The 24,198-nt window shown below is 71.5% G+C and carries 21 protein-coding genes; 13 read left to right on the forward strand and 8 right to left on the reverse strand.

The window, feature by feature from the left end; genetic code table 11:
* The first annotated feature begins 27 nt into the window (after window positions 1-27).
* The gene (locus tag IF55_RS27760; protein ID WP_048832551.1) at window positions 28-594 is read left to right on the forward strand and encodes a TetR/AcrR family transcriptional regulator; all 567 of its coding nucleotides are present in this window, start codon (window positions 28-30) and stop codon (window positions 592-594) included.
* Here the strand turns inward: IF55_RS27760 and IF55_RS27765 are convergent.
* Both IF55_RS27765 and IF55_RS27770 read right to left on the reverse strand, forming a co-directional pair.
* Window positions 591-1,301: a response regulator gene (locus IF55_RS27765; protein ID WP_030889821.1), complete on the reverse strand. Its 711-nt coding sequence runs from the start codon at window positions 1,299-1,301 to the stop codon at window positions 591-593. The two genes, IF55_RS27760 and IF55_RS27765, sit on opposite strands and share 4 nt — an antisense overlap.
* Window positions 1,298-3,610: an ATP-binding protein gene (locus IF55_RS27770; RefSeq protein WP_245661452.1), complete on the reverse strand. Its 2,313-nt coding sequence runs from the start codon at window positions 3,608-3,610 to the stop codon at window positions 1,298-1,300. The genes IF55_RS27765 and IF55_RS27770 overlap by 4 nt, the downstream gene beginning before the upstream one ends.
* Window positions 3,611-3,863: 253 nt before the next feature.
* Here IF55_RS27770 and IF55_RS27775 point away from each other — a divergent pair, with 253 nt between their 5' ends.
* On the forward strand, window positions 3,864-5,315 hold the full coding sequence (locus IF55_RS27775; RefSeq protein WP_048832553.1) for a cation:dicarboxylate symporter family transporter: 1,452 nt from the start codon (window positions 3,864-3,866) through the stop codon (window positions 5,313-5,315).
* A 170-nt stretch (window positions 5,316-5,485) separates the two neighbouring features.
* Here the strand turns inward: IF55_RS27775 and IF55_RS27780 are convergent, their stop codons facing one another.
* Window positions 5,486-6,154 (reverse strand): TetR/AcrR family transcriptional regulator, encoded by a 669-nt coding sequence (locus tag IF55_RS27780; RefSeq protein ID WP_037966797.1) that lies wholly within the window; start codon window positions 6,152-6,154, stop codon window positions 5,486-5,488.
* A 248-nt stretch (window positions 6,155-6,402) separates the two neighbouring features.
* Here IF55_RS27780 and IF55_RS27785 point away from each other — a divergent pair, with 248 nt between their 5' ends.
* Window positions 6,403-8,046 carry an MFS transporter gene (locus IF55_RS27785; protein ID WP_030889810.1) on the forward strand — a complete coding sequence of 548 codons (1,644 nt, stop codon included), beginning with the start codon at window positions 6,403-6,405 and terminating at the stop codon, window positions 8,044-8,046.
* 192 nt (window positions 8,047-8,238) lie between these two features.
* On the opposite strand, the gene IF55_RS27790 is transcribed toward IF55_RS27785, so the two are convergent.
* Window positions 8,239-9,147, reverse strand: coding sequence for a LysR family transcriptional regulator (locus IF55_RS27790; RefSeq protein WP_030889807.1), 909 nt, complete (start codon window positions 9,145-9,147; stop codon window positions 8,239-8,241).
* A 122-nt stretch (window positions 9,148-9,269) separates the two neighbouring features.
* Here IF55_RS27790 and IF55_RS27795 point away from each other — a divergent pair, with 122 nt between their 5' ends.
* Together IF55_RS27795 and IF55_RS27800 are read left to right on the forward strand one after the other, a co-directional pair.
* Complete coding sequence (locus tag IF55_RS27795) at window positions 9,270-10,127, forward strand: inositol monophosphatase family protein (protein WP_048832555.1); 858 nt, start codon at window positions 9,270-9,272, stop codon at window positions 10,125-10,127.
* 94 nt (window positions 10,128-10,221) lie between these two features.
* Window positions 10,222-10,887, forward strand: coding sequence for an NADPH-dependent F420 reductase (locus IF55_RS27800; protein WP_030889803.1), 666 nt, complete (start codon window positions 10,222-10,224; stop codon window positions 10,885-10,887).
* Between the two features lie 109 nt (window positions 10,888-10,996).
* On the opposite strand, the gene IF55_RS27805 is transcribed toward IF55_RS27800, so the two are convergent.
* Window positions 10,997-12,205, reverse strand: a complete 1,209-nt coding sequence (locus IF55_RS27805; protein ID WP_030889801.1) for a cytochrome P450 — start codon at window positions 12,203-12,205, stop codon at window positions 10,997-10,999.
* Window positions 12,206-12,389: 184 nt separating this feature from the next.
* On the opposite strand from IF55_RS27805, the gene IF55_RS41520 reads away from it, so the two are divergent.
* Window positions 12,390-13,205, forward strand: coding sequence for a helix-turn-helix domain-containing protein (locus tag IF55_RS41520; RefSeq protein ID WP_030889800.1), 816 nt, complete (start codon window positions 12,390-12,392; stop codon window positions 13,203-13,205).
* On the opposite strand, the gene IF55_RS27815 is transcribed toward IF55_RS41520, so the two are convergent.
* Window positions 13,153-14,190 (reverse strand): helix-turn-helix transcriptional regulator, encoded by a 1,038-nt coding sequence (locus tag IF55_RS27815; protein ID WP_078645321.1) that lies wholly within the window; start codon window positions 14,188-14,190, stop codon window positions 13,153-13,155. The genes IF55_RS41520 and IF55_RS27815 overlap by 53 nt on opposite strands.
* A 253-nt stretch (window positions 14,191-14,443) precedes the next feature.
* Between IF55_RS27815 and IF55_RS27820 the strand changes: the two genes are divergently transcribed.
* The 5 genes from IF55_RS27820 to IF55_RS27840 all read left to right on the forward strand — a co-directional run bounded on the left by IF55_RS27820 (window position 14,444) and on the right by IF55_RS27840 (window position 18,825).
* Window positions 14,444-15,205: an SDR family oxidoreductase gene (locus IF55_RS27820; RefSeq protein WP_030889797.1), complete on the forward strand. Its 762-nt coding sequence runs from the start codon at window positions 14,444-14,446 to the stop codon at window positions 15,203-15,205.
* Between the two features lie 95 nt (window positions 15,206-15,300).
* Window positions 15,301-15,717: a phage holin family protein gene (locus tag IF55_RS27825; RefSeq protein ID WP_051776226.1), complete on the forward strand. Its 417-nt coding sequence runs from the start codon at window positions 15,301-15,303 to the stop codon at window positions 15,715-15,717.
* 168 nt (window positions 15,718-15,885) lie between these two features.
* Entirely contained in the window at window positions 15,886-16,326 is a 441-nt protein-coding gene (locus tag IF55_RS27830) for a MarR family winged helix-turn-helix transcriptional regulator (protein ID WP_030889793.1), read from the forward strand.
* 151 nt (window positions 16,327-16,477) lie between these two features.
* Window positions 16,478-17,563: an FAD-dependent oxidoreductase gene (locus IF55_RS27835; RefSeq protein ID WP_030889791.1), complete on the forward strand. Its 1,086-nt coding sequence runs from the start codon at window positions 16,478-16,480 to the stop codon at window positions 17,561-17,563.
* A 323-nt stretch (window positions 17,564-17,886) separates the two neighbouring features.
* Window positions 17,887-18,825, forward strand: coding sequence for an RCC1 domain-containing protein (locus IF55_RS27840; protein ID WP_048832559.1), 939 nt, complete (start codon window positions 17,887-17,889; stop codon window positions 18,823-18,825).
* A 108-nt stretch (window positions 18,826-18,933) separates the two neighbouring features.
* On the opposite strand, the gene IF55_RS27845 is transcribed toward IF55_RS27840, so the two are convergent.
* Both IF55_RS27845 and IF55_RS27850 read right to left on the reverse strand, forming a co-directional pair.
* The gene (locus tag IF55_RS27845; protein ID WP_030889788.1) at window positions 18,934-19,392 is read right to left on the reverse strand and encodes a hypothetical protein; all 459 of its coding nucleotides are present in this window, start codon (window positions 19,390-19,392) and stop codon (window positions 18,934-18,936) included.
* 353 nt (window positions 19,393-19,745) lie between these two features.
* Entirely contained in the window at window positions 19,746-21,239 is a 1,494-nt protein-coding gene (locus IF55_RS27850) for a DUF8189 domain-containing protein (protein WP_157854537.1), read from the reverse strand.
* A 928-nt stretch (window positions 21,240-22,167) separates the two neighbouring features.
* Here IF55_RS27850 and IF55_RS27860 point away from each other — a divergent pair.
* Both IF55_RS27860 and IF55_RS27865 read left to right on the forward strand, forming a co-directional pair.
* Entirely contained in the window at window positions 22,168-23,073 is a 906-nt protein-coding gene (locus tag IF55_RS27860; protein WP_030889782.1) for a LysR substrate-binding domain-containing protein, read from the forward strand.
* Between the two features lie 300 nt (window positions 23,074-23,373).
* A complete protein-coding gene (locus IF55_RS27865; RefSeq protein ID WP_078645323.1) occupies window positions 23,374-23,760 on the forward strand; it encodes a cytochrome P450 in 387 nt (128 codons plus the stop codon).
* Window positions 23,761-24,198: the final 438 nt, after the last annotated feature.

Here is a 24,198-nt window from a genome sequence, read left to right on the forward strand (position 1 = left end):
TATCGATAAGTCAGATAGGGTCGCGCTGTGACTTCTTCCCCCGGCAGGCCGCCGCGCCCCCGGCCCTCCGACACCAAGCAGCGGATTCTGGAGGCCGCCCGCGAACTGTTCCTGCGACAAGGGGTGCAGCGCACCAGCCTCCAGGACATCGCCGCCCGCCTCGGCATCACCAAACCGGCGCTCTACTACCACTTCTCCTCGCGCGAGGAACTCGTCCGCAGCATCGTCCTGCCGATCCTGGAGGAGGAAGAGGAGTTCCTGACGCGGCAGGAGGCGCTGGCCGAGGTGGAGCCGCGCGCCCTGCTGGAGGGCTACTTCGACTTCCACTACCGCCACCGCGACGAGATGGTGCTCATGCTCAGTGAGCTGACCACCCTCGCCGACCTCGGCCTCATCGACCGCGTCATGGCCTGGCGCGGACGGCTGGGACAACTGCTGCACGGCCCCGAACCCACGCTGGAACAGGCCACCAGGGCCGCCATCGCCTTCGGCGGAATCCAGGACTGCACGATCCAGTTCCCGGACGCGCCGCCGGAGGAACTGCGGCGGGCGACGGTGGACGGCGCGTGCGCGGCGCTGGGAATAGCCCCTTAGCGCCCGGTTTGGGACAACCACCGGTAACGCAGCTCGGGCCGCCCGACATGCCCGTACTGCGGGGTGCGGCCGGCACGGCTCGTATGGACCAAGTGCTCCAGATAGCGGCGGGCCGTGATCCGCGAGATCCCCACGGCGGTCGCGGCCGCCCCCGCCGACAGGCCGTCCGCGCCGGCCGCGCGCAGCGCCTCGGTGATCGTCTGGAGCGTGTCCAGACTCAACCCCTTCGGCAGAGCGGCGGGTTGCGGCGCCCGCAGCGCCGACAGGGCGCGGTCCACCTCGTCCTGACCGCTCGCCTCCCCGGCGGCGGCGCGGAAATCCGCGTAGCGCACCAGCCGGTCGCGGAGGGTGGAAAAAGTGAACGGCTTCAGTACGTACTGCACCACGCCGAGCGACACGCCCTCGCGTACGACCGCCAGATCCCGCGCCGACGTCACGGCGATCACATCGGCCGTGTGCCCGGCCGCGCGCAGCGACCGTACGAGCTGGAGCCCGTGCCCATCGGGCAGGAACAGGTCCAGCAACAGCAGGTCGACCGCCGTCCGCTTGAGGAACTGCGACGCGTCGGCCCGCGAACGCACCACCCCCGCCACGGCGAACCCCGGCACCCGGCGTACGTACAGCGCGTGCGCGTCCGCCGCCAGCGGGTCGTCCTCGACGACGAGGACCCGGATCGGGGCGGCGTCGACCGGCGGCGGCGCGCTCATCGGCGCGCTCCTACGGGACCGGCCGGGCCCGCCGCGACGGCACCGCCGCGCAGCGGCAGCGACACCGTGAACTGCGCCCCGCCCGCCGCCGATGCCGGTGCCACGCTCACGTCCCCGCCGTTCCGGCGGGCCGCCTGCCGCACCAGCGCCAGCCCGAGCCCGCGCCCCGGCGCCTTCGTGCTCCACCCCCGCCGGAAGACTTCCTCGACCGCCCCCGGATCGATCCCGGGCCCCGTATCCGCCACCCGCACCAACAACTCCCCACCCTCCGCCTTGACCATCACCGTCACACACCGCCGCTCACCCGCCCCCGCAGCACCCCTCTCACCCGCGCACGCCACGCCCCCACCTCCGCCTGGCCCGAACGCCGCGCGTTCTTCCGGCCGAAGGCCGAACGCAGGGGCGGGCGTCCCGCCCCCGTGAGCCGCGCTCGGCGCCGGCCCCGGGCCGGAGAACGGAGCGGGCGGCTCGCCCGCGAGGCTCACCGCGGCGGTAGTCGCGCCATCCCCCGGCCGGAGGCCGGATGCACGGGCGGGTGTCTCGCTCCCGTGAGCCGCGCACGGGACCGGCCTCGGGCCGGAGGATGGAGCGGGCGGCTCGCCCGCAACCCCCTGCGCGCCGGTCGCCTCGCCGACCTCCGGCCGCAGGCCGGACACAGGGGCGGGCGTCCCGCCCCCGTCCCCCGCCGCGGCAGCAGCGCCGGCCTCCGGCCGGAGGCCGGACGCAGGGGCGGGTGTCGCGCTCCCGTGAGCCGCGCCCGGCGCCGGCCCCGGGCCGGAGAACGGAGCGGGCGGCTCGCCCGGAGCCCCCTCCGCGGCGGTAGCCGCGCCATCCCCCGGCCGGAGGCCGGACGCAGGAGCGGGCGCCCCGCCCGCAACCCCCTCCGCGGCGGTAGCCGCGCCAACCCCCGTCCGCAGGCCGGACGCAGGAGCGGGCGCCCCGCCCGCAAGCCCCTCCGCGGCGGTAGCCGCGTCACCCCCCGGCCGGAGGCCGGAGGTCAGGTCCCCCGGGGCACCCAGGCCCGGAAGCTGCGGCGCAGCCGAGCTGGCGTCGACGGCGTTGTCGATCAAGTTGCCCAGGATCGTGACCAGGTCCCGCGCCGGTAGGCCCGTCGGCAGGACGCCGTCGTCGATGTGGCTGTCGGGGGTGAGTGTCAGTTCGACGCCGTGTTCGTTGGCTTGGGCGGCCTTGCCCAGGAGGAGGGCTGCCAGTACGGGCTCGGCGACGGCGGCGACCACCTGGTCCGTCAGGGCCTGGGCCAGTTCGAGTTCCGCGGTGGCGAAGTCGACGGCTTCGTCGGCGCGGCCGAGTTCGATCAGGGACACCACGGCGTGCAGCCGATTGGCGGCCTCGTGGGCCTGGGAGCGCAGGGCTTCGGTGAAGCCGCGTACGGAGTCCAACTCACCTGAAAGGGCCTGGAGTTCGGTGTGGTCCCGCAGGGTGACGACGGTGCCGCTGCGCTCCCCGCCGCTGACCGGCGAGGTGTTGACGACGACGATCCGGTCGGCCGTCAGATGGAGTTCGTCCACGCACGGGCCCGCCGCCAGCAGCGTCTCGGTGAGCGGGGCCGGCAGGCCGAGGTCGGTGACGTGCAGCCCGACGGCCCCCGGCGTGAGCCCCAGCAGGTCGCGGGCGCCGTCGTTGATGAGGGCGATGCGGCGCTCCCCATCCAGCATCACCAGCCCCTCGCGCACCGCGTGCAGCGCGGCCTGGTGGTAGTCGTGCATCCGGCTCAGCTCGGCGGCGTTCATGCCGTGCGTGTGCCGCCGCAGCCTGGCGTTGACGATGTACGTGCCGACGCCGCCGAGCGCCAGCGCCCCCAGCGCCACCCCCAGCAGCGCCATGACCTGCCGCCGCACCTCGGCGCTGATCTCGTCGACCGTGATGCCGACGCTCACCAGCCCCGTGATCCGCGCCCCGGAGCGGATCGGCGCCACCGCCCGTACGGACGGCCCGAGCGTCCCCGTGTACGTCTCGGAGAACGCCTTCCCGCGCAGCGCGGGCTCGGTGTGGCCGAGGAACTCCTGGCCGATGCGGGCCGCGTCGGGGTGCGTCCAGCGCGTCCCGCGCGGGTCCATGATCGTCACAAACGTGACCCCGGCGTCGCGCCGCACCCGCTCCGCGTACGGCTGGAGCGCCGCGCTGGGATCGGCGGAGCCGACGGCGTCCCGTACGGACGGCGAGCCGGCCACCGCGGCGGCCGTCGCGGTCACCTGGCGGCGCGCCGTGTCCTCGGCCTGCCCGCGCCCCGTGGCGTACGCGAACAACGCGCACCCCGCCACCACGGCCGCGACCAGCACGATCTGCATCGCGAAGAGCTGGCCGGCCAGGCTGCGGGGGCGCGGCACACGGGGTACGCGGGGCACTACGCGAGGTACTACGCGGCGTATGCCGAATATGCGGGGTCTGCGCATGGCCGACAGTCTGCCCTCCGGTTGAGCCGTGAACGTAATGCACGTAAGGGTGACCGCGGTCACAGACGGGTGCATAGTCTGCGGGGCCCCACTCGTCGGGAGAGCGCGGGCCGCCAGAGCCGCACGCCGTCCACCGAGGAGCACCACCGTGTCAGCGCAGACACCCTCACCGTCACCGTCGCCGGACGGGCCCGAGCAGGCCCCGACGAAGAGCCAGGAGAGCACGAAGCCCGGGAAGAGGGACCGCACCCACTTCCTCTACATCGCGGTCATCGTCGCCGTACTCCTCGGCATCCTCGTCGGCTTCGCCGCACCCGGCGTCGCCGTGGAGCTGAAGCCGCTCGGCACCGGGTTCGTGAACCTGATCAAGATGATGATCTCGCCGATCATCTTCTGCACGATCGTGCTCGGCGTCGGATCGGTCCGCAAGGCGGCGAAGGTCGGCGCGGTCGGCGGCCTGGCACTGGTCTACTTCATGCTGATGTCGACCGTGGCCCTCGCCATCGGGCTGGTCGTCGGCAATCTCCTGGAGCCCGGCAGCGGACTGCATCTGACGGAGACGGTCCGGCACGCGGGCGAGGCGCAGGCCAAGGACGGCGGCTCCACCGTCGACTTCCTCCTCGGCATCATCCCCACCACCATGGTCTCCGCCTTCACCAAGGGCGAGGTCCTCCAGACCCTGCTGGTCGCCCTCCTCGTCGGCTTCGGCCTCCAGGCCCTCGGCGCGAGCGGCGAACCCGTCCTGCGCGGCATCGGCCACATCCAGCGGCTGGTCTTCCGCGTACTGGCCATGATCATGTGGGCGGCCCCGGTCGGCGCGTTCGGCGCGATGGCGGCGGTCGTCGGCGAGACGGGCGTGGACGCGCTCAAGTCGCTCGCCGTCATCATGGTCGGCTTCTACGTCACCTGCCTGCTCTTCGTGATCCTCGTGCTCGGCACGATCCTGCGGCTGGTCGCCGGGGTCAGCGTCTTCGCGCTGCTGAAGTATCTGGCGCGGGAGTTCCTGCTGATCCTCTCCACCTCGTCGTCCGAGTCGGCGCTGCCGCGGCTCATCGCCAAGATGGAGCACCTGGGCGTCAGCAAGCCCGTCGTCGGCATCACCGTCCCCACCGGTTACTCCTTCAACCTCGACGGCACCGCCATCTATCTGACGATGTCCTCGATCTTCGTCGCGGAGGCGATGGGCGAACCCCTCTCCATCGGCCAGCAGGTCTCGCTGCTCCTCTTCATGATCATCGCGTCCAAGGGCGCCGCGGGCGTCACCGGCGCCGGGCTCGCCACCCTCGCGGGCGGCCTCCAGTCCCACCGCCCCGAACTGGTCGACGGCGTCGGCCTGATCGTCGGCATCGACCGCTTCATGAGCGAGGCCCGGGCCCTGACCAACTTCGCCGGGAACGCCATCGCGACCGTACTCGTCGGCACCTGGACCAAGGAGATCGACAAGGACCGCGTGACCGAAGTCCTCGCCGGGCGGCTGCCGTTCGACGAGACGACGCTGATGGACGACGGGCACGGCGGGCCGGAGCGGGCACCGGAGGCGGCCGGCCCCGGCGGCTCGGGCGGTCCGGGCGGTACGGAGAAGGAGCCCGCCGCCGTGTGACGACCGGCCTGCCGGTGCCGGCGGTGTGTGAAGTACGCGCCGCTGGATACCCGGATGACGCGGGCGGAAGCGGCTTCCGCCGCGCGCCCCCTGATCGCGAAGCCCCGCTGACGCCCCCGTTCAGCGGGGCTTCGCCACGCGTGTACGGGCGTGAGCGGACCGACTGTCCCTCAGAGTCTGCTGCTTGCCGTCCCGGCCGCCCCCGCCGTCGCCTCCCGTACGGCCTCCGTCACGGCCTCGGCGGCGCGGGCCGGGGCGACGCCCGCCGTGGCCAGTACCGTCGTCGCGGCGGCCACGCCCGCGGTCTCGGCGGGCAGCGCGCCCTCGTTGACGGCCTGCATCAGCCCGAAGAGCGTGTGCTCGTAGACGTGCGCGAGGGCGCGCGAGGTGAGCGGGGAGCTGAACGCGCCGTCGTCGAGGCCGCGCTGTATGAGCCCGGCGGCCTTGAGCCGTACGGGCTCCAGCCGGGCGCGGATGCCCGCGTCCGTGACACTGCGCTGGGCGAGGGCGACGAGCAGCCGGTAGCGGTCGGCGGACTCCCAGACGGAGAGGGTGGCGCGGGCGAGGGCCCGGTCGGCCGGGGGAGCGGGGGGCGAGCCGGCCGCGGCGTCCGCCATGCCGGCCGCGAAGGCCCGTGAGACGTCCTCGACGGCGGCGTCCGTCAGGGCGGTGATCAGCGCCTCGCGGTTGGGGAAGTGCCCGTACACCGTGCGGCGCACGACACCGGCGGCGCGCGCGATGTGGTCCATGGACGCGTCGGGGTTGCGCACCAGTTCGGCGAGCGCGATGTCCATGATGCGGCGGCGGTTGGCGGAGGCGCGGCTGCTGAGTGTGGTCATGGTGGTGCGGGCTCCTCGGTCGGCGTCCTCGGTCCCCGTACGGCGCGGGGATCGTCCCCGCGCGGCGCGGGGCGCGCGGGTGGCCCGCCCATTGTCCGGGGCGTGCCGCTGGATGTTCCGCGCGTGCCGACCTCTCCATTTTGCACATGGCTGTGCATCCGAGTAAATTGCGCACTGCTGTGTAATTGCACAGTGCTGTGCAATATCAACTACTCGGGGTCCAGCCCCGCAACATGAGAGGTGTCCGGATGCGCGTCGTCATGTCGACGCCGGTCGAGAAGATGGACCGGCCGTACGGAAAGCGCTGGGCAGCGCTGGGGGTGCTCTGCCTCAGCCTGCTGATCATCGTCATGGCGAACACCACCCTGACGGTGGCCGCCCCCGACATGACCCTCGACCTCAACCTGAGCAGCGCGGACCTCCAGTGGGTCATCGACGGCTACACCGTCCCGTACGCCGCGCTGATGCTGCTGCTCGGCGCCATCGGCGACAAGTACAGCCGCCGGGGCGCGCTCGTACTGGGCCTCGTGGTCTTCGGCGTCGCCTCCGTCGCGGGCGCGCTGTCAGACAGTTCGAACGCGGTGATCGCGTCGCGCGCGCTGATGGGCATCGGGGCGGCCTTCGTCATGCCGGCCACGCTCTCGCTGCTCGCCGCGACCTTCCCGCGCGCCGAGCGGGCCAAGGCCATCACCATCTGGACCGCCACCGCGGGCCTCGGCATCGCCGCCGGTCCGCTGGTCGCGGGCGCGCTGCTGGAGAAGTACTCCTGGAACTCCAGCTTCCTCATCAACGTGCCGATCGCCGTACTCGGCATCCTCGGCGCCCTGTTCCTCGTGCCGCCGTCCAAGGCGGGCCACAGCGACCGGCTCGACTACATCGGCGGACTGCTCTCCGTCATCTGGGTCGGCTCGCTCATCTACATGATCATCGAGGGCCCGCACTTCGGCTGGGGCGCGGCCGCCATCACCGCCGCCGTCGTGGCCGCCGTCGGCCTCGTCTGCTTCGTCCTGTGGGAGCTGCGCCACCCGTGCCCCGTCCTGGACGTGCGCCGCTTCGCGCGCCGCGCCTTCGCCGGGTCCACGCTCGCCGTCGCGCTCTTCTTCCTCGCCGTCTTCGGCGCGTTCTACTACCTCACCCAGCACCTGCAGTTCGTCCTCGGCTACTCGCCGCTGGACACCGGTGTGCGGATGCTGCCGCTGGCCGGCGCGGTCTTCGTCGGCGGCGCGCTGACGGCGCTGCTCACGCCCAAGTTCGGCATGAAGGTCACGGTGGCGCTCGGCATGGCCGTCGGCACCGTCGCCATCGCCCTGCTCACGCGGGTCGACGCGCACTCGACGTACGGGGACTTCGTGATCCCCCTCATCGTCCTCGGCCTGGCCATCGGTCTGTCCCTGTCGCCCTGCACCAACGCCATCATGGGCTCCTTCCCGGAGGACCAGCTCGGCATCGGCGGCGCGGTCAACAGCACCTCCATCGAGCTGGGCGGCTCGCTCGGCATCGCCGTCCTCGGCACCGTGCTGGCCAACACCTACTCCGACAACCTCGCCGACGCCGCCGCCAAGTCGGCCGCCGCCGGGGCGCAGATACCGGAGAAGGTCCTCGGCGTCGCCCAGGACTCGGTGGGTGCGGGCCTGGCCGTGGCCCAGCAGCTCGGCGCCAAGCTCGGCCCCCAGCAGGGCGCCTCCTTCGCCGACGCCGTGCGCTCCGCGTTCTCCGACTCGGTCGCCCACACCAGCGTCGTCGGCGCGGTCGTCCTGGGCATCGGCACCGTGATCGTCGCCTTCCTCCTCCCGGGCCGGAAGCGCTCCGCGACGGACGCGGCAAGCACGGCGGCCGAGGGCGCGAAGGGCACGGGCCCTCAGAGCGAGGGCCGCGAGTCCGAGCGCGTCTGACGCGCCCCGCCGCTCCGCGCTTCCCCTGCGCCTCACCCGCGCTTCCTACGCCTCTACGGGCCCCCGCACCGACTTCTCCGTCGGGGCGGGGGCCCGTCGGCGTACGTACGGACGCACCGACTTCACGTCGAGGGGCGGGGCCCGTTGGCGTACGTACCCCGTACCGGCTTGTCCGTCGGGCGGGGCCCTGCCCTAGTCGACGAACAGCGCCCGCGCGGCGGACCTGGCCTGGGCGCGGAGCCACGCGTGGGCGCGGTCGTTGTCGTGGCGCTGGTGCCAGACGAGGTGGAGGGGGATGGGCGGCATGGCGAGGGGCGCGGGGAGGGGCAGCGGGCGCAGGCCGGCGGTGCGGAGGGCCGGGCCGGTGACGGAGCGGGGGACGGTGACGACCAGGTCGGTGTCGAGGACGAGGGGAAAGGCCGCCGCCGTGCTCGGGGCCGCGGCGATGACCCGGCGGTCGAGGCCGAGGGCGGCGAGGGCGTCGTCGACGGGGTCGCGCAGCCGTCCGCGCCGGGAGACGGTGACGTGCTCCGCCGCAGCGTACCGCTCGGGGGTGAGCGGCCCGTCGGCCAGCGGGTGACCGGGGCGGACCGCCGCGACGAGGTGGTCCTCACCGACGAGCTGGTGGCGGATGCCGGGCGCGGCGGGCTCGGCGGAGCTCGACTCCAGGTCGACCTCGCCGCGCCGCAGCTCCGGGGTGTCCGAGCCGGACTCGGCCAGCAGGCGCAGCCGCACCCCAGGGGCCTGCCGGTGGACGGCGGCGAGCAGGGCGGGGCCGCAGGCCGCGGCCAGCGCGTCGTGCCAGCGGATGGTGAACGTCCGGTTCAGTGTGGCGAGGTCCAGTTCCCGGTCCCGGCTCAGGAGTTGATGGGCCTGCTGGACCACGTCGTGGACCCGCGCGCGCAGCTCCAGCGCGTGCGGCGTGGGCACCATCGTGCGGCCGGTCCGGACCAGGATCTGGTCGCCGGTGGCCTGGCGGATACGGCCCAGGGTCCGGCTCATCGCCGGGGCCGTGACGTGCAGCCGGTCGGCGGCGCCGGCCACGCTGCCCTCTTCCAGGAGGGCGTCGAGCGCGGTGAGCAGGTTCAGATCCAATTGCATGTGAGTAAGGCTAAGGCTTACGAGCATGCACTTGCTGTTAATCGGCGGGGTGCCTACGTTCGAGGAACAGGCGAAATCCACTTCCGCCTCCTCATCCCCCTCCGTTTCTCCGGGAGTACCCCATGCCATCCACCCCTGCCTCCGCCCCCGCCCCCGTCTCTGCCCCCGCGCTCGCCCTCGACCTCGATGAGGGCCTGCTGGCCCAGGTCACCGCCGCCGTCCATGCCGCCGGCGACCGGCTGCGGGAGCGGTACGAGCCGCGGGCCGCCGCCGTACGCGCCGCCACTACCGACGAGATCGTCGCGGCGATCCACGCCAACGACGACGCCGTACTCGACGTCCTGAAGGCCCCCCTGCTGGCGGCCCGGCCGCAGGCTCGGTGGGCCGAGGACGAACTCGCCGGCGGCGCGCTGCCGCCGGGCGAGTGGTGGGTCGTCGACCCGGCCGAAGGCAACATCAATCACGTGCACGGCATGCCGGACTGGGCCGTGACCGCCACCCTCGTACGCGACAACCAGCCGGTCCTCACCGTCGTGCACGCGCCGCTGACCGGCGACGACTACACCGCGGTGGCCGGCGGCGGCGCCCGTCTGAACGGCGTGCCGCTGCACGTCTCGGCCAAGACCGACCTGGGCGCGGCCCTCACCGGCACGGGCCAGGCCCGGCCCGGCGAGGACGAGCGCACGTTCCGCCGGATCGGCTCGTCCGTCGCGCGGATGCTGACGGCCGGCCTCGTCGTCCGGGTCTCCGTGCCCGCCACCTTGCAGCTCATCCACGTCGCCGCCGGCCGCACGGACGCCTTCTGGCAGTTCTCCGACGTCCGCTCGGGGCTGGTCGCCGGAGCCCTGCTGGTCGCCGAGGCCGGAGGCGCCGTGACCGACGTGCACGGCGCCCCGTGGACCCTGGCGAGCCCCGACTTCCTGGCCGCCGCCCCGGGCATCCACGCCGCCGCCGTCGACGTCCTGTCCGAGGTCTCCTGACGCCCCATCGCGCCACGGGAACGTCGGCATGTGATCAACCAGACTCTTCTTTCACGTACTTGACGAACCATCACCAAACAAGGAGCAATCCGTCATGACCACCATCGGCATCCTCGGGGCCGGCCGCGTCGGCAGCGGCCTCGCCCGTAAGCTCGCCGAAGCGGGCCACGAAGTGGCTCTCGGGCACCGCGAGTCGCCCGACCCCGGCCCCGCCCCCGCGCCATCGGCGGAGCGGGAGCCGGACGCGGGCCCGGCGATCCTCCACCTCGACCAGCGGAGCGCGGCGGCCGGCGCCGACATCGTCGTCAACGCCACTCCGGGAGACAGCGCTCTGGCCCGTATGGCCGCCCTGGAGGACGAGTTGGCGGGCAAGATCCTCATCGACGTCTCCAATGCCACCCACCACGGCCCCGACGGGCTCCCCGCCGGCCTCTGCTACCCCGACGGCAGCCTCGCCGAGCAGCTTCAGCGAGCGCTGCCCGCCACCAGGGTCGTCAAGACGCTCAACACCATGCTCTTCATGGTGATGACCGACCCGGCCGCGCTGTCCACCCCGCCCACCGCCTACCTCTCCGGCGACGACGCCGACGCCAAGGCCGTCACCGCCGGCCTCCTCGGCGACCTGGGCTGGCGCCCCGACTGGATCGAAGACCTCGGCGACATCACCACCGCCCGCGCGACCGAAGCGCTCGTCCTGCTCGCCCCGCACGTGCTGCGCCGCCGAGGGTTTCAGCCGTTCGCGGTCTCGCTGGCGCGCTGACACCGCCGCGGCGGCGTGGGGCCGTACGCCCGTACGTACGCTGTCTACGGCCGTGAGCTGCCGTACTGAGCTGCTGCCCCGCCCCGCTGTCTCCCCTCGTTCGTCCAGCTCACGCGTCCCAAGTGACCGGCAGGCTCTTCACCCCGTAGATGTCCGCGAGTTCGGGCCGCAGGGCGACCTCGTCGGCCGGTATGGCCAGGCGGAGCGTGGGGAAGCGGTTGACCAGGGCGGTGAAGGCGACCTTCATCTCGACGCGGGCCAACTGCTGGCCCAGGCACTGGTGGATGCCGTGACCGAAGGCGAGGTGGCCGCTGTACCGACGGCCGAGGTCGAGCGCGTGGGGGTCGGTGAAGCGCTCGGGGTCGCGGTTGGCGGTGTGGAGGGAGAGGATCACGGGCGAGCCCGCCTCGACGGTCCGGCCGCCCACCTCGACGTCCTCCAGCGCCACCCGCATGAAGGTCTTCGCGACGCTCAGATACCGCAGCAGTTCCTCCACGGCCTGGCCGGCGAGGTCGGGGTCGGCGCGCAGGGCGGCCAGTTGCGCGGGGTTGCGCAGCAGGGCGAAGGTGCCGAGCGCCAGCATGTTCGCCGTGGTGTCGAGCCCGGCCGCGAGGAGGATCAGGCTGACGCCCCTCAGCTCCTCGTCCGTGAGGTCGGTGTCGGTGAGGTCGCTGAGCACGTCGTCGGTGGGGTTCGCGCGCTTGTCGGCGACCAGCCGCGCGAGGTAGTCCTGCGTCGCCGTGTAGGCCGCCATCAGGTCCTCGTCGCTCGTCTCCCCGTTCATGAACGACTCGACGTTGCTCTGGAAGGAGTCCCGGTCCTGGTACGGCACCCCCAGCAGCTCGCAGATCACGATGGCCGGGATGGGCTTGGCGAACGCGGTCACCAGGTCCGCGGGCGGCCCGGCCTGCTCCATGGCGTCCAGCCGCTCGGCGGTGATCTGCTCGACGCGCTCGGTGAGCAGGCGCATCCGCCGGACGGTGAACTTGCCCATCAGCGGCTTGCGGTAGCGGCTGTGCTGGGGATCGTCCATGAGGACGAACTCGCCGGGCGGCGCCGGGGGGACCTCGATGTCCCCGTAGTCGATGGTCGGGTGGTAGCGCATGAGTTCCTTGCGCGAGCTGAACCGTGAGTCGGCCAGGACCGAGCGGGCCAGGTCGTAACCGGTGATCAGCCAGCCGGCCTTGCCGCCGGGGAAGGTGTAGCGGCTGATGGGGCCGTGCTGCCGGGCGTCGAGCAGTTCCGCCGGCGGGTCGAAGGGACGGCCGGGCTCGCGCGCCGACGGGAACGTCGGGACGGTGTACGTGGGTGCGTTCATGGCCGCTCCTCAACTCGCGATAGTACGCGTTTGGCGATGAGCGAAAGTTATGGCGGTGCGGAAGCGGCCGTCAACTGTCAAGTACAGGAAATGCCTGGTGGGAAGGGTTAAATTGATGCAATGAGGCTGCGCTCGAATGCAATGATCCATTGCAATGGGGGAGGGTGAAGGCAATACTGTCGGCATGCCAGGAGAACGGTTGACCCAGCAGGAGCGCCAGCGCATCGCCGCCGGGCTCGCCGGCGGTCTCTCGTACGCCGAGATCGCGCGCCGGCTGGAGCGGCCGACCTCGACGATCAGCCGGGAGATCGGCCGCAACGGCGGCCCCCGCGGCTACCAGCCCCAGCAGGCGCAGCGGGCCACGGTCCAGCGGGCGCGGCGCGGCACGCCGACGGTCGCGTACGGGGCCGGGGCGCGCGCAGGCGTGCGGGCCGGGGCACGAGGGGCCGGGGCGGTGGGCGCGGTGGGCGCGGTGGGCGCGGTGAAGGGTCGGGCGGGGGAGACGGGGGAGTACAGAGAGGTCGAGGCGGTTGGGGGGTACGGGGAGGCCGGGGAGGTTGACGAGGGGGCGGTGGCGGAGATCATCGAGCAGGCGGTCCGTACGGGCCTGCCGAGGATGATCGCGCGCGTCCACGTCGACCTTCTGCTGTCCGACGACGGCCGGCGCACCGCCGCCGAGCTGACCCGCAGGCTGCGCGTCAGCCCCGCCTCTGTCTCCGTGGCCGTCAACTACCTCGTCGAGAACGGCTACGTCCGGCGCGAACGCGACACGGGACGGCGGCGCGATGTCTACGTGGTCGATGACGACGCCTTGTACCACTCCGTCGTACTCAGCACGCGGCATACGCTCGACTCGGCGCGGGCCGCGCTGGCGGCGGCGGAGTCGGCCGGGCCCGACAGCGCCGTGGGGCGGCGACTGGCCAAGGCGGGGGCGTTCTTGGAGCGGGTCAGCCTGGAGATGATGGAGTCGGCGGACCGCTGGCGGGACCTTCTGGCGTGACGGGTGCCTGGGCCTGGCCGCCGCTGTTTGCCGGAACGCCGTCAGCCGGGCTGCCGTCAGCCGGGCTGCCGTTTGCCGGACTGCCCTCCGTCAGGCCGCCGTTGGGCTGGTGGGGGCCCTCGGGCTGGGGGCCGGGGTGGGAGAGCGAGGCGAGGAGCCGCAGTTTCTCGTCGCTGTCGCTGTTCTTGTCGGGGTAGTAGACGACGAGGATGACGTCGGCGATGGGTAGTTTGTCGCGGTGGAGCCGTAGTTCGCCGACGGCGGGGTGGTGGACGGTGGCGGTGCCGCCGTCGAGGAGGCGCACGTCGTGGCGGGCCCACAGGGTCCGGAACCGCTGGCTGGACAGGGCGAGTTCGCCGACGAGCTCCACGAACCGCGGGTTGTCGGTGTCATCGCCGATGCTGGTGCGCAGGGCCGCGACGAATTCGGCGGTGGCCTGCGCCCAGTCCTGGTGGAAGGACCGCTCCTCGGGGTCGAGGAGCAGGGAGCGCAGCCGGTTCTCGCCGGGCCGCAGACGGGGCGAGAGCGCGACGGCCATCGGATTGGAGGCCAGGACATCGAACGCGCGCCCCTCCACGAACGCGGGGATCTGGAGGTGCGCGAGCAGTTCGTGCACCCGTGCCGGTACGTGCTCGGGCCGCTTGCGGCGCGGCGCCCTGGGGCGGGCGGCGGCGAGGCCGATGAGATACGTGCGTTCGACGTCGTCGAGGCGCAGGACGCGTGCGAGCGCGGAGAGGACCTGGGGGGAGGGGTTCTTGTCGCGGCCCCGCTCCAGGCGCAGGTAGTAGTCCGGGCTGATGCCGGCGAGGAGCGCGACCTCCTCCCGGCGCAGGCCGGGCACGCGGCGGTTGCCTCCGGGCGGGAGCCCCGCCTGCTCCGGGGTGACGAGTTCGCGCCGGGCGCGGAGGTAGCCGCCGAGCCGGTTGCCGGGCGCTGTGTCCTCGCCGCTCCTGCCGCTCCTGCCGCTCCTGTGCTTATCGGTCATACCGCCACCGTAATGCGGTGCGTACGACGCAGAGGGGGCCCTGGGAGGGCCAGGGAAAACGGGAGCCCTGCCACGTACTGCGGATTCCGTCAAGACTGATGTCAGGCCGTTCCTTCGGATCATCTATGAACGGCAGAACCTCATCAGCCACATCCGGTACCTCATCAGCCACACCCGGCCACCGGCCACCGGCCCTCCCGGGGCCCGGCCCTCCCAGGCCCTGGCCCGGCGGCCATTTTCTAGGGAAGACCTCATGGACCTCTCCAACCGCACCGTTCTCGTCGTCGGCGGAACCTCCGGCATCGGGCGGGAACTGGCCCGCCGGTTCGCCGCGGCGGGCAGCACCGTGGCCGTCGGCGGCCGTAGCCCGCAGGGGCTCGCGGAACTCGCCGAGGAAGGCTTCGGCACGTTCCGTATCGATGTGACCGACGGTGACTCCGTCGCAGCCGCCCGCGACGCCGTACTCGCCCAGTACCCGGAGCTGGACACGGTGGTGACGATGCCCGGCGTCATGCTCATGGAGGACCTGCGCGACCCCGAGCACTTCGAGGCGGCGCGGACGACGATCGACACCAACCTGGTCGGCACGATCAGGGTCGTCGACGCCTTTACCCCGCACCTGGTGGGGCGGGGCGTCGGCGACTTCATCACCGTCACCTCCGGCATCGCCTTCCTGCCGTTCCCGCCCATGCCCACCTACGCCGCGTCCAAGGCGGCGGTCCACGCCTATTCCGAGGCCCTGCGCGCCCAACTCGCCGGCACCGGCGTCGGCGTCGTCGAACTCGTCCCCCCGGCCGTCGCCACCGCCGGCCAGGAGAAGGTCAACCCGCACGCCCTGCCGCTCGACGCCTTCGCCACCGAGGTCATGGACCTGCTCGCCCAGAACCCGACCCCGCCCGAAGTCCTGGTCGAAGGTGTCCTCATGCACCGCTGGGCCGAGCGCGACGGCACGTACGCCGACCTCGTCGCCCAGCGCTCCCAGGCCCTGTCCCTCCTTCCTGGCCGACAGGGCTGACACCCCGCAGGTCTGACACCCGGCTGAAGGCCCTGGATGCCGCCGTCGCGGGCGTTCGAACAGACGCCCGCGCGCCTGGTGCAATGATTACGATCATGGATGAAGGCAGACAGAAGCGAATAACCTTCGGCACCCTCCTGGGGGTGGCCCTCGCCGCGTACCTACCGACCGGCATCGCCCTGGGGGAGCGGCTGTTCACGTCGGTGATCCTGGCCGTCATAGTTTTCTCGATCGTCAACAAGCTGATCTCCAGCTATCCGAGCGAGATCAGGAGCGCGCCGCCCATCACGCTGCTCGTTCTCGGCCTCATAGGAATCGTCCAGGACAGCCTGATCTGGCTGCTCGCCTCTTGGCTGAGCAGCCAGTTGGGGGCCGGCCTTCACGTCGACGATCTTGGCGGAGCCGTGTGGGGCGGCCTCGTGGTCCGGGCCGCGACTCTGGCCTGCCTCGCCATCCCGACGCGGAAGGCGGCGGAAGGCGAAGGAGGCAAAGGAGGCGAAGGAGGCGCGTGATGCGTAGCCGGGCGCAGCTCTTCCGCGCGGCAGCGAAGCGCTGACAGGGCCGTCTTCGACCATCGACCATCGTCGCCGCGGCGACCAGTCCGGCCTCCGGGCCGGGCACTCCGCCGAGGAGCGGGCGCGGCCTTGATTGTTAACGCGTTAACAGTTAGCGTATTAACCATGGACGGGTTGAAGCGTGAGAGCACGTTGGAGCTGATGCGGTGGGTGGTGTGGGGGCAGCGGCGCATCGCTGAAGAGTGGATTCGGGAGCGCGGCCTCACGCACGAGCAGAGCGCCGTGTTGGCGTACCTGTCAAAGAACCCGGCGGCCATTCAGCGCGACGTCGCACGGGCTATGCGCACCAGCGCGCCGAGCGTCTCGCGGCTCCTGGCCGGGCTTGAGCGGCGCGGACTCGTGGAGCGCCAGGCGCAGGAGGGCGACACGCGCAGCCGTCGGGTGCGTATCACCCCGGCGGGCTCCGAACTGATCCAGGGTTTCGCGGAGGCCATGGACCGGGTCGAGGAATCGATCCTCGCGCCGCTGGACGCCGCGGAGCAGACGCGGCTCCGCGAACTCCTGGAACAGCTCGCATCCCGGATCGAGCCGCCCCGCTCTCCGTAACCCGGCGCTCCCGCTCGGCACGGCTCGGCAGGGTCCGGCCCGGCCCGGCCCAGCACGGCCCGGCCCGGCACGGCACGGCCCAGCATGGCTCGGGAGTCTCGCGGGCAGGGCAGCAACTGGGCCTCACCCACCAGCAGCAAGGAAGGCATGCATGACTCGGATCACGATCATCGGAGCAGGTCTGGCGGGGCTGACGCTGGCACGGACCCTGGCGGTTCATGGAATCCCGTCCACGGTGTACGAAGCGGAGGCGTCCGCGCTGGCCCGGGGCCAAGGCGGCATGCTCGACATCCACGACTACAACGGGCAGCACGGAATCCGCGCCGCCGGCCTGATGGACGGCTTCCGCTCCCTCGTCCTCGAAGGCCGCCAGGCGTCCCGCGACGTGGCGCCCGACGGCACCATCCTGGCGGACCAGCCCGATGACCCCGCCGGAGGCCGCCCCGAGGTGCAGCGCGGCGAACTGCGCCAGTTGCTGCTGGAGTCGCTGCCCGCCGGTACGGTCGTCTGGGACCACAAGGTCCGGGGCGTTCGTACTCTCGCCGACGGCCGTCACGAAGTGACCTTCGCCGGCGGATCGACGATCGTCACCGACATCCTCGTGGGCGCCGACGGCGCCTGGTCGAAGGTCCGGCCGCTGCTCTCCGATGCCACGCCCGCCTATGCCGGACGCTCGATGGTCGAGACGTACCTGTACGAGAGCGACACCCGGCACCCCGCCACCCTGGCGCTGGTCGGCGGCGGGTCGATGACCGCGTACGACGAGACCACCCGCATCGGCCTCGGTGTGCAGCGCGAACGCGCGGACACCCTGCACTCCTACGCCATGTTCGACCAGCCGCTCGCCTGGTTCGACGGCATCGACTTCAACGACGGCCCCGCTGCCGCCCGCACGGTCGCGGCGATGTTCGAGGGGTGGGCGCCGGAGCTCGTCGCCCTCGTCGCGGACACCGACATCCCGCCGATGTTCCGCCCCTTGTACGGGCTGCCGATCGGCCACCGCTGGGAACACGTACCCGGAGTCACGCTCATCGGAGACGCCGCCCACCTGGCACCGCCGGACGGCGAAGGCGCGAACTGGGCCCTCTTCGACGCGGGCCAACTCGGCGACGCCATCGCCGACCACCCGCAGGACATCGACGCGGCCATCCGCGCCTACGAAGCCGCGCTCTTCCCACGGAACACCGACACCGCGACCGCCGCCGCGGCCTTCTACCCCGAATTCCAGCCCAACTGATCACAGCGAGCGCCTGGACAAGCCCGAGGCCGCGATCGGACCGGCCGTGAAGGTCGTGGCGTCGTTCCGGGGGATGCGCGGCCGGCGGAAGAGCGCGTGGCCGGGGGAGGGGGCGGGGGCGGGGGCGGGGGGAGTTTGGGGTGCGGGCGGCGTGCGCTGGGCTCGCGTTGGTCCATCTGGTGTCTCCTGGTCCGCTTCGGGCGGCGGTCCGCCGGGTTCGGGGAGGTCGCTGCTTCTACGTTGGGCGGTGGGGCCGGCGGTCACGTGGACTGGTTCGGCCGTACGGGTCCGTGCGTCAAGGCGTTGAAGGACGGTGCAGTGCGATGACATCGACGCGGAGCGGAACGCCCGGCGCGGCCGCGGTCGGCGGCGAGCGGGCGGGGCGGCTCCTCGCCGAGGGGGACGGCGAAGGGCTGCCGCAGCTCAAGGCCGCCGCGCGGGACAGGAACATCGCCGTGGTCGCGGCCGGCCCGTTTCACAGCCTGGCGGTGACGGATCAGGGGGAGCTGCTGGCCGCGGGGGATGACGGACAGGGCCAGGTCTCGGGCGTCAAGGCAGCGGCCGTCGGCAAGAAGACCATCGGCGCCGGCGCCGGAGCGCGGCACTGCCTGGCGGTGACGGCCCAGGGAGAGTTGCTGGCCGCGGGGGAGGACGAGCAGGGCCAGGTGTCAGGGATCAAGGCCGCCGCGGCAGGCCGGACGGTCGTCGCGGTGGGCGCCGGCTGGTACCACAGCCTGGCCGTGACGGGCCGGGGAGAACTCCTCGCCGCGGGCGACGACGAACACGGCCAGGTCTCGGGCATCGCGGCTGCCGCCGAGGGGAAGACGGTCACCGCCGTCGCCGCCGGCATGGCGCACAGCCTGGCCGTGACGGACCGGGGGGAACTGCTCGCCGCGGGCTACGACGGCGAGGACGGACGCGTATCGGCGCTCAAGGCCGCCGCGGCAGGCAGGACGGTCGTCACGGTGGGCGCCGGCTGGTACCACAGCCTCGCCGTGACGGCCCAGGGAGAACTCCTCGCCGCGGGCTACGACGAGCAGGGCCAGGTCTCGGGCATCAAGGCCGCCGCCGCAGGCAAGACGGTCACCGTGGTCGCCGCCGGGGAGGGCCACAGTCTGGCCGTGACGGATCAGGGCGAACTGCTCGCCGCGGGGGACGACGAGTACGGGCAGGTCACGGCGATCCTCGCGGCTGCCGAGGGCAAGAAGATCATCGGCGTCGCGGCGGGCATGCGCCACAGCCTGGCCATCGACGTGACCTGAGCTGACCTGACCTATAGGTGGGAGCTCCCACGGCCCCCATATCGCGGGGTGCCCGGCTCCGTGGTGCGAACGGCGTTGCGCCGCCCGCACCGCCCGCACCGGCCGACGTCACTTCTTCTGCCAGTCCGTGTCCAGCAGGAAGATGTGCTGGTACTGGTACCACTGGCCGGCGGGCGTCTGCTGCTTCGTGGGATGCATTTTGAGGTCACTGCCCGATTTCGAGGGGACCAGCATCTCGTACGCGACGGCGCCGTGCGGAGTCTGTGCCGTCAAATTGGCGTCCTCGTGGCCGCCGCTGACCGGCGTATAGGACACGACGAAGAGCTTCTGCCCCTTTTTGAGCTTCCCGACCCCCACCAGAACTACCGTCTCATCCCCCACATCGAGCTGTTTCCCGCTGTGGCCCACATGCCCCATGCTGAGGATGATGTTGCTGAAACTCGACGGCAGCCAGGAATGCTTCTCGTGGTACTTGATGTACTTGGCGGCGATTCTCACCCACGCGGTGCAGTCCCGCGTGGTGTAGGCGTTCACCTCTTGCACCTTGGGATTGAAAAAGTCGGTCACGACGAACTCCTGCCGGATCGGCCAGTGCGGACAAGCGAACAGCCGGCCACGAGTGGAAAAACGGCTGCGGGCCAAAAGGACGTGGCCGCGCAGCGCGGCTGCGAGCCCGAGGAAAACGTAGACGAGCCGCCCGTGCCGAGCACGCCGGTTAGGCCGTCCGGCCGAGCGAGGCGTGCCACACGCCGCCCGAACTGTGGACGCCGAGCCGTCGGCCTGCTGCTGACCGTGGCCCACAAACGATGCCGGGCACTCGCCGAGGCCGTTTCGGCGCTCGGCGAATGCCCGGTTCAGCGAATGCCCGGTTCAGCGACTCAATGCGAGGCACATGTCGACATCAGTGGCTGGGTTCTTCTTCAGCCGATGCCGGGGCCGGGGCCGTTGAGGTGGTCCCAGTTGGACCAGTAGGGTTGTTGGCTGGTGTTGTAGCGGTGGTAGATGCCGCCGCTGTTGGAGGCGATGGCTTCGAGGCGGCCGTCGGCGTTGTGGCCGGCGGTGATGTCGGTTCCTGGTCCGCCGAAGTTGGTTTCCCAGTTGTGCCAGCCGCTGTTGGGGCTCTTTTGGACGATGTGCTGGGCGGTGGTGGAGTTGATGGCGAAGAGTTCGATGCGTCCGTCTGAGGAGCGTTCGGTTGCCAGTTTGGAGTTTCCGGGGCCTCCGAAGGATTCCCAGTTGGACCAGTAGGGCTGTTGGCTGGTGTTGTAGCGGTGGTAGATTCCGCCGCCGTTGGAGGCGTAGACCTCCAGTCGGCCGTCTTTGTTTGTGCCGACGGCCAGGTCGTAGCCTCCGCCGCCGAAGTTTTCCCAGGGGTGCCAGCCGCTGTTGGGGGATTTTTGTACGAGGTGTCCGAAGGAGCTGTCGCTCAGGGCGAAGACTTCGATGCGGCCGTCGGAGGAACTGGCGGATGCCAGGCGGGAGTCGGCCGGTCCGCCGATCGATTCCCAGGAAGACCAGGGCTGCTCGCTGGTGTTGTAGCGGTGGTAGATGCCGCCGCCGTTGGAGGCGAAGACTTCGAGGCGGCCGTCTTTGTTCTGGCCTACGGTCAGTCCGTATCCGCCGCCGCCGAAGTTGGTTTCCCAGTCGTGCCAGCCGCTGTTGGGGCTCTTTTGGACGCGGTGCCAGAAGGTCTGGGTGTTGAGTGCGAAGATCTCGACCCGGCCGTCGGCGGAGCGTGCTGAGGCCAGGTTGGCCGATTTCGGGCCGCCCCAGAATTCCCAAGGGGCCCAGCCGCCGTTCTGCGACGTCTGGTAGGTGTGCCAGACCCCGTCATCCCCGCCGGCGAAGACCTCCATCCGCCCATCGGCGTTCCACGACGTCACCACCCGATCACCGGACGGCGAATCGCCGAGAATGTTGTTGTACCGATACGGCAGGTACTTCGAACCCGTGCTGGACCATGCGTACTCACTGCGCATCGTGTGGGGCGGCGTCTGTTCGTATACCCAGTAGCGCGAGTGAGCGTTGTCCAGCCAGCCGCCGAAGATTCGTACGTGCCCCATCTCATTGGGCCAGTTGGGGCTCTGCCACAGCAGAATGTCGCCGGGAAGAAGCTCTTCCTTGGTGATTCTCCGGCTGATCTGAGGCAGGGACTGCGTGGTATAGCTGGTGTTGGCCGACCAGGCGAAGCTGACGAACCCCGAGCAGTCCTTGCGGTATCCGTCCCGGTAGCTGTAGTTGTCATACGGAACGGCCGCGTCCACCCACGTCTTGGCCCTGGCCAGGACTTCGGTGCGGGTGATGGACGCGCTTTGTACCGCTGCCTGGCCGGCAGACAGGCCGGAACGGATACCCGGTGTCGTGCTGGGCGCTGCCGTCGCGGGTGCCTGAAAATTCAAGAGCGCCGCGAACATAATGCAGAGAAGGACGACAAAGCGTCTTTCTCTCAACCTGTATCTCCCCATTGCTTAAACCCCTCAGAGTGATTTGCTCAAGTTGTTCGGAGCGAGATGTGTATACGCACACGCGCTGATCCGGCAGGCCCTCGGCACGCCGCGGCGGCCCGGCGCCTCGACGGCCCGGTGAACAGTGGCCTGCCTGTTTCCCAGCCGGCCCCCCTGGCCCAACTGCCGTCAGAGCACCCCAGGTTGGCGGGACGGCATAGCCTGACGGCATCGCCTGACGAAGCGTCGGCAGCCGGTTCGGTTTCTGGTTGCCGGCAGGGGCCGACAGATCGGCTTCGCTGGTGGTGTGTTGGCCCGGCGGCGTTCAGCCGATGCGGCTGCGTGGTGAATGCGCCTTCATGGACAACATTGGCGGGGGAGGGAGGAAGGGAGGGAGGCCGGCACAGCCGTGGGCTCCGTGGTCGTCCCTGCGCAATTGCGAACCCGTCAGGTCCAGGCCCAGACCCAGGGCCAGCTCCTGGGCAAACTCCAGTCCCTGGCCGAGGTCCAGTCCCTGGCCGAGGTCCAGTCCCTGGCCGAGGTCCAGTCCCTGGCCGAGGTCCAGCCCCTGGCCCAGGCTGGTCGAGGATGCGACGCGATGGCGAGCACGGCGCCCGCGTGGTGTTGTGACAGCGGCATTGCTTCCCCCGATGCGATGACATCGCGTTGCTACTGCGGATCGCGTCGCTACTGCGGGCAGCGTGCGGGCTTTCCGCAGTTCCAGCGCGGCAATGAGATGCTCCGGACCCATTTTGGGTAGGCGCCTTGAGTGGGTAAAGAGAAGGCCGATGCCGAATGAGGCGAGATTGATACCGTGATGGGTATGGATACCTCTGCGGGGGACGGCCCAGCCGGGGGAGGGGAGGACTCGAGGACTGGCTCCTCCCGTGAACCGAGCGTGCATCAGTTGCGTCTGTTCGTCGTGCTGGCCGAGGAGTTGCACTTCGGGAATGCCGCGCAGCGCATGTTCATCAGCCAGCCCGCGTTCAGTCGCCAAATCCGTGCTCTCGAACGGTGCCTCGGGGTGGATCTGGTGGCTCGTTCGAGCCGCCGGGTGGAGCTCACACCGGCAGGTCAGGCGCTGCTCCCCGAAGCCCGGACGGCGGTGGAGTCGGTGGACCGCATACGCCACGTCGCACAGGCCCAGATCCGGTGCGTCCAGGGCCGGCTGGCGATCGGCTCCATCGGGGCGGAGGCCCAACAGCCGTACACGCGCGCCATTCTGGCGGAACTCCGTGCACGGAACCCCGACCTCAAACTCGATGTGTGCAGCCTCGATATCGCACACCATGTCCTGGCACTGACCCAGGGCGAGGTCGACGTGGCCTTCCTCCTCTCCCCCATGCCGCCGGGCATCGAGACCTTGACACTCGCCACCGGGCCACGTGTGGCGTGCCTGCCCGCCGATGACCCGCTCGCCGACCGGACCAGCGTCACCTTGGCCGAACTGGCAGGCCGCCCGGTCGTCGACGTCCCGCCCGAATGCCCCCGGTCGTGGTGGAACTTCTGGGCCGTCGACCCGCGCCCGGACGGCACGACCGTGCGCTACGGGCCGGTTGTCCATGATGTCGAGGCGCTGTTCCTGGCCGTCGCCCATGGGGAAGCCATGGCCTTCCTGCCCGGCGCCGCGCAGACCTTCTTTCCCCGCCCCGGCGTGCACTACGTAGAGGTGTCGGACGCGCCCCCCGCCACCGCCGCCCTGGCCTGGATGGCCAAGAACCGCACGCTGCCCACGATCAACGCCATACGCCGCGCTGCCTCCGCCGTCCTGCAAAGGACGTCTGCGTCGGGCCCCGGGGGATGAAGGAGGTCGGCGTCGGGTCCCGGGGGATGACGGACGTCGGCACTGGGCCCCGGGGGATGACGGACGTCGGCACTGGGCCCCGGGGGATGAAGGACGTCGGCACTGGGCCCCGGGGGATGAAGGACGTCGGCGCCGGGCCCCGGCCGCTGACCGCGCGTCGACTGTTGAAGGTCGCGGGTCGCAGACGACGTTCGCCGCGTCAACACCGCACAGCGCTTCCTCTCCAACGCCGTCCTCACCCTCCTCACCCACCCGACCGCCGCCGACCAGCTCCAGGATGCGGCCCCGGACCCCGCCCGCATCGACACGGCCACCCATGAACTCCTGCGCTACGCCCCGCCCGCCCAGGCCCAGGCGAAGGTGTGCGTACGCGCCACCGAACTGGCCGGGGCCCCCATTGCCACCGGTGACACGGTGACCGTGCTGCTCGGCTCCGCCTGCCGCGACGGTGCACGCTTCCCGGCCCCCGACGCCCTCCGGCTCGACCGGCACCCCAACCCCCACCTCGCCTTCGGCCGCGGCCCGCACGCCTGCCTGGGCCAACCGCTCCACCTCGCCCAGCCCCGCGCCACGCTCCCCCACCTATCCCGCCACCAGGCCGGCCTGCGCCTGGCCGGCACCCCGCACCGCGAGCCCAACCCCGTACTGCGGGGCCTCATTTCCCTGCCCCTCAGCACCGCCGCCTAGGGTTTGTTGGCTGAGGGGCGGTGGGGGTGGGTGTCACGGCATGTCGCTGGGGGGGCGGTATTGCCGGTGGGCCAGGGCGGGTTTCGTCTCGGACCCTCCGGGTCCAAGGCGCTGGCAGCGGCGGGGGAGGGGGCCGGGCCGGCGCTGGTTCGCTGCCTGTTGGCCGGTGGGTGGCTGGGGTCAGGGAAGGCTCGCTGCGCTTCGCCGCTGGCTGCTGCCGCGAAGTGGTCGCGGCGGGGTGTTCGGGTGCGGCTCGGGGAGGGGTGCGGGCCTGTGATCCACGACAGTCGGCAGGGGGCGGCGCGCTGCGCTGCGCCGGTGGTTGCGGGTGCGTTGGGGCTGGGTTGGGGTTGGCTCGCTGCCTGTGGGCCGGGTGGGGCGGGCGTCACAGATCGTCGCTGGGTGGGGCGGTATTGCCGGTGGGCCAGCGCGGGTTTC

Source organism: Streptomyces varsoviensis (assembly GCF_000718635.1).
Lineage (GTDB): Bacteria > Actinomycetota > Actinomycetes > Streptomycetales > Streptomycetaceae > Streptomyces > Streptomyces varsoviensis.

Bases quoted from the DNA above. Each gene is read 5' to 3' on its own strand.
- IF55_RS27765 (WP_030889821.1), bottom strand. From the start codon at position 1,301: ATGAGCGCGCCGCCGCCGGTCGACGCCGCCCCGATCCGGGTCCTCGTC.
- IF55_RS27770 (WP_245661452.1), bottom strand. From the start codon at position 3,610: ATGCAGATCGTGCTGGTCGCGGCCGTGGTGGCGGGGTGCGCGTTGTTC.
- IF55_RS27780 (WP_037966797.1), bottom strand. From the start codon at position 6,154: ATGACCACACTCAGCAGCCGCGCCTCCGCCAACCGCCGCCGCATCATG.
- IF55_RS27785 (WP_030889810.1), top strand. From the start codon at position 6,403: ATGCGCGTCGTCATGTCGACGCCGGTCGAGAAGATGGACCGGCCGTAC.
- IF55_RS27790 (WP_030889807.1), bottom strand. From the start codon at position 9,147: ATGCAATTGGATCTGAACCTGCTCACCGCGCTCGACGCCCTCCTGGAA.
- IF55_RS27795 (WP_048832555.1), top strand. From the start codon at position 9,270: ATGCCATCCACCCCTGCCTCCGCCCCCGCCCCCGTCTCTGCCCCCGCG.
- IF55_RS27800 (WP_030889803.1), top strand. From the start codon at position 10,222: ATGACCACCATCGGCATCCTCGGGGCCGGCCGCGTCGGCAGCGGCCTC.
- IF55_RS27805 (WP_030889801.1), bottom strand. From the start codon at position 12,205: ATGAACGCACCCACGTACACCGTCCCGACGTTCCCGTCGGCGCGCGAG.
- IF55_RS41520 (WP_030889800.1), top strand. From the start codon at position 12,390: ATGCCAGGAGAACGGTTGACCCAGCAGGAGCGCCAGCGCATCGCCGCC.
- IF55_RS27815 (WP_078645321.1), bottom strand. From the start codon at position 14,190: ATGACCGATAAGCACAGGAGCGGCAGGAGCGGCAGGAGCGGCGAGGAC.
- IF55_RS27820 (WP_030889797.1), top strand. From the start codon at position 14,444: ATGGACCTCTCCAACCGCACCGTTCTCGTCGTCGGCGGAACCTCCGGC.
- IF55_RS27825 (WP_051776226.1), top strand. From the start codon at position 15,301: ATGGATGAAGGCAGACAGAAGCGAATAACCTTCGGCACCCTCCTGGGG.
- IF55_RS27830 (WP_030889793.1), top strand. From the start codon at position 15,886: ATGGACGGGTTGAAGCGTGAGAGCACGTTGGAGCTGATGCGGTGGGTG.
- IF55_RS27835 (WP_030889791.1), top strand. From the start codon at position 16,478: ATGACTCGGATCACGATCATCGGAGCAGGTCTGGCGGGGCTGACGCTG.
- IF55_RS27840 (WP_048832559.1), top strand. From the start codon at position 17,887: ATGACATCGACGCGGAGCGGAACGCCCGGCGCGGCCGCGGTCGGCGGC.
- IF55_RS27850 (WP_157854537.1), bottom strand. From the start codon at position 21,239: ATGTTCGCGGCGCTCTTGAATTTTCAGGCACCCGCGACGGCAGCGCCC.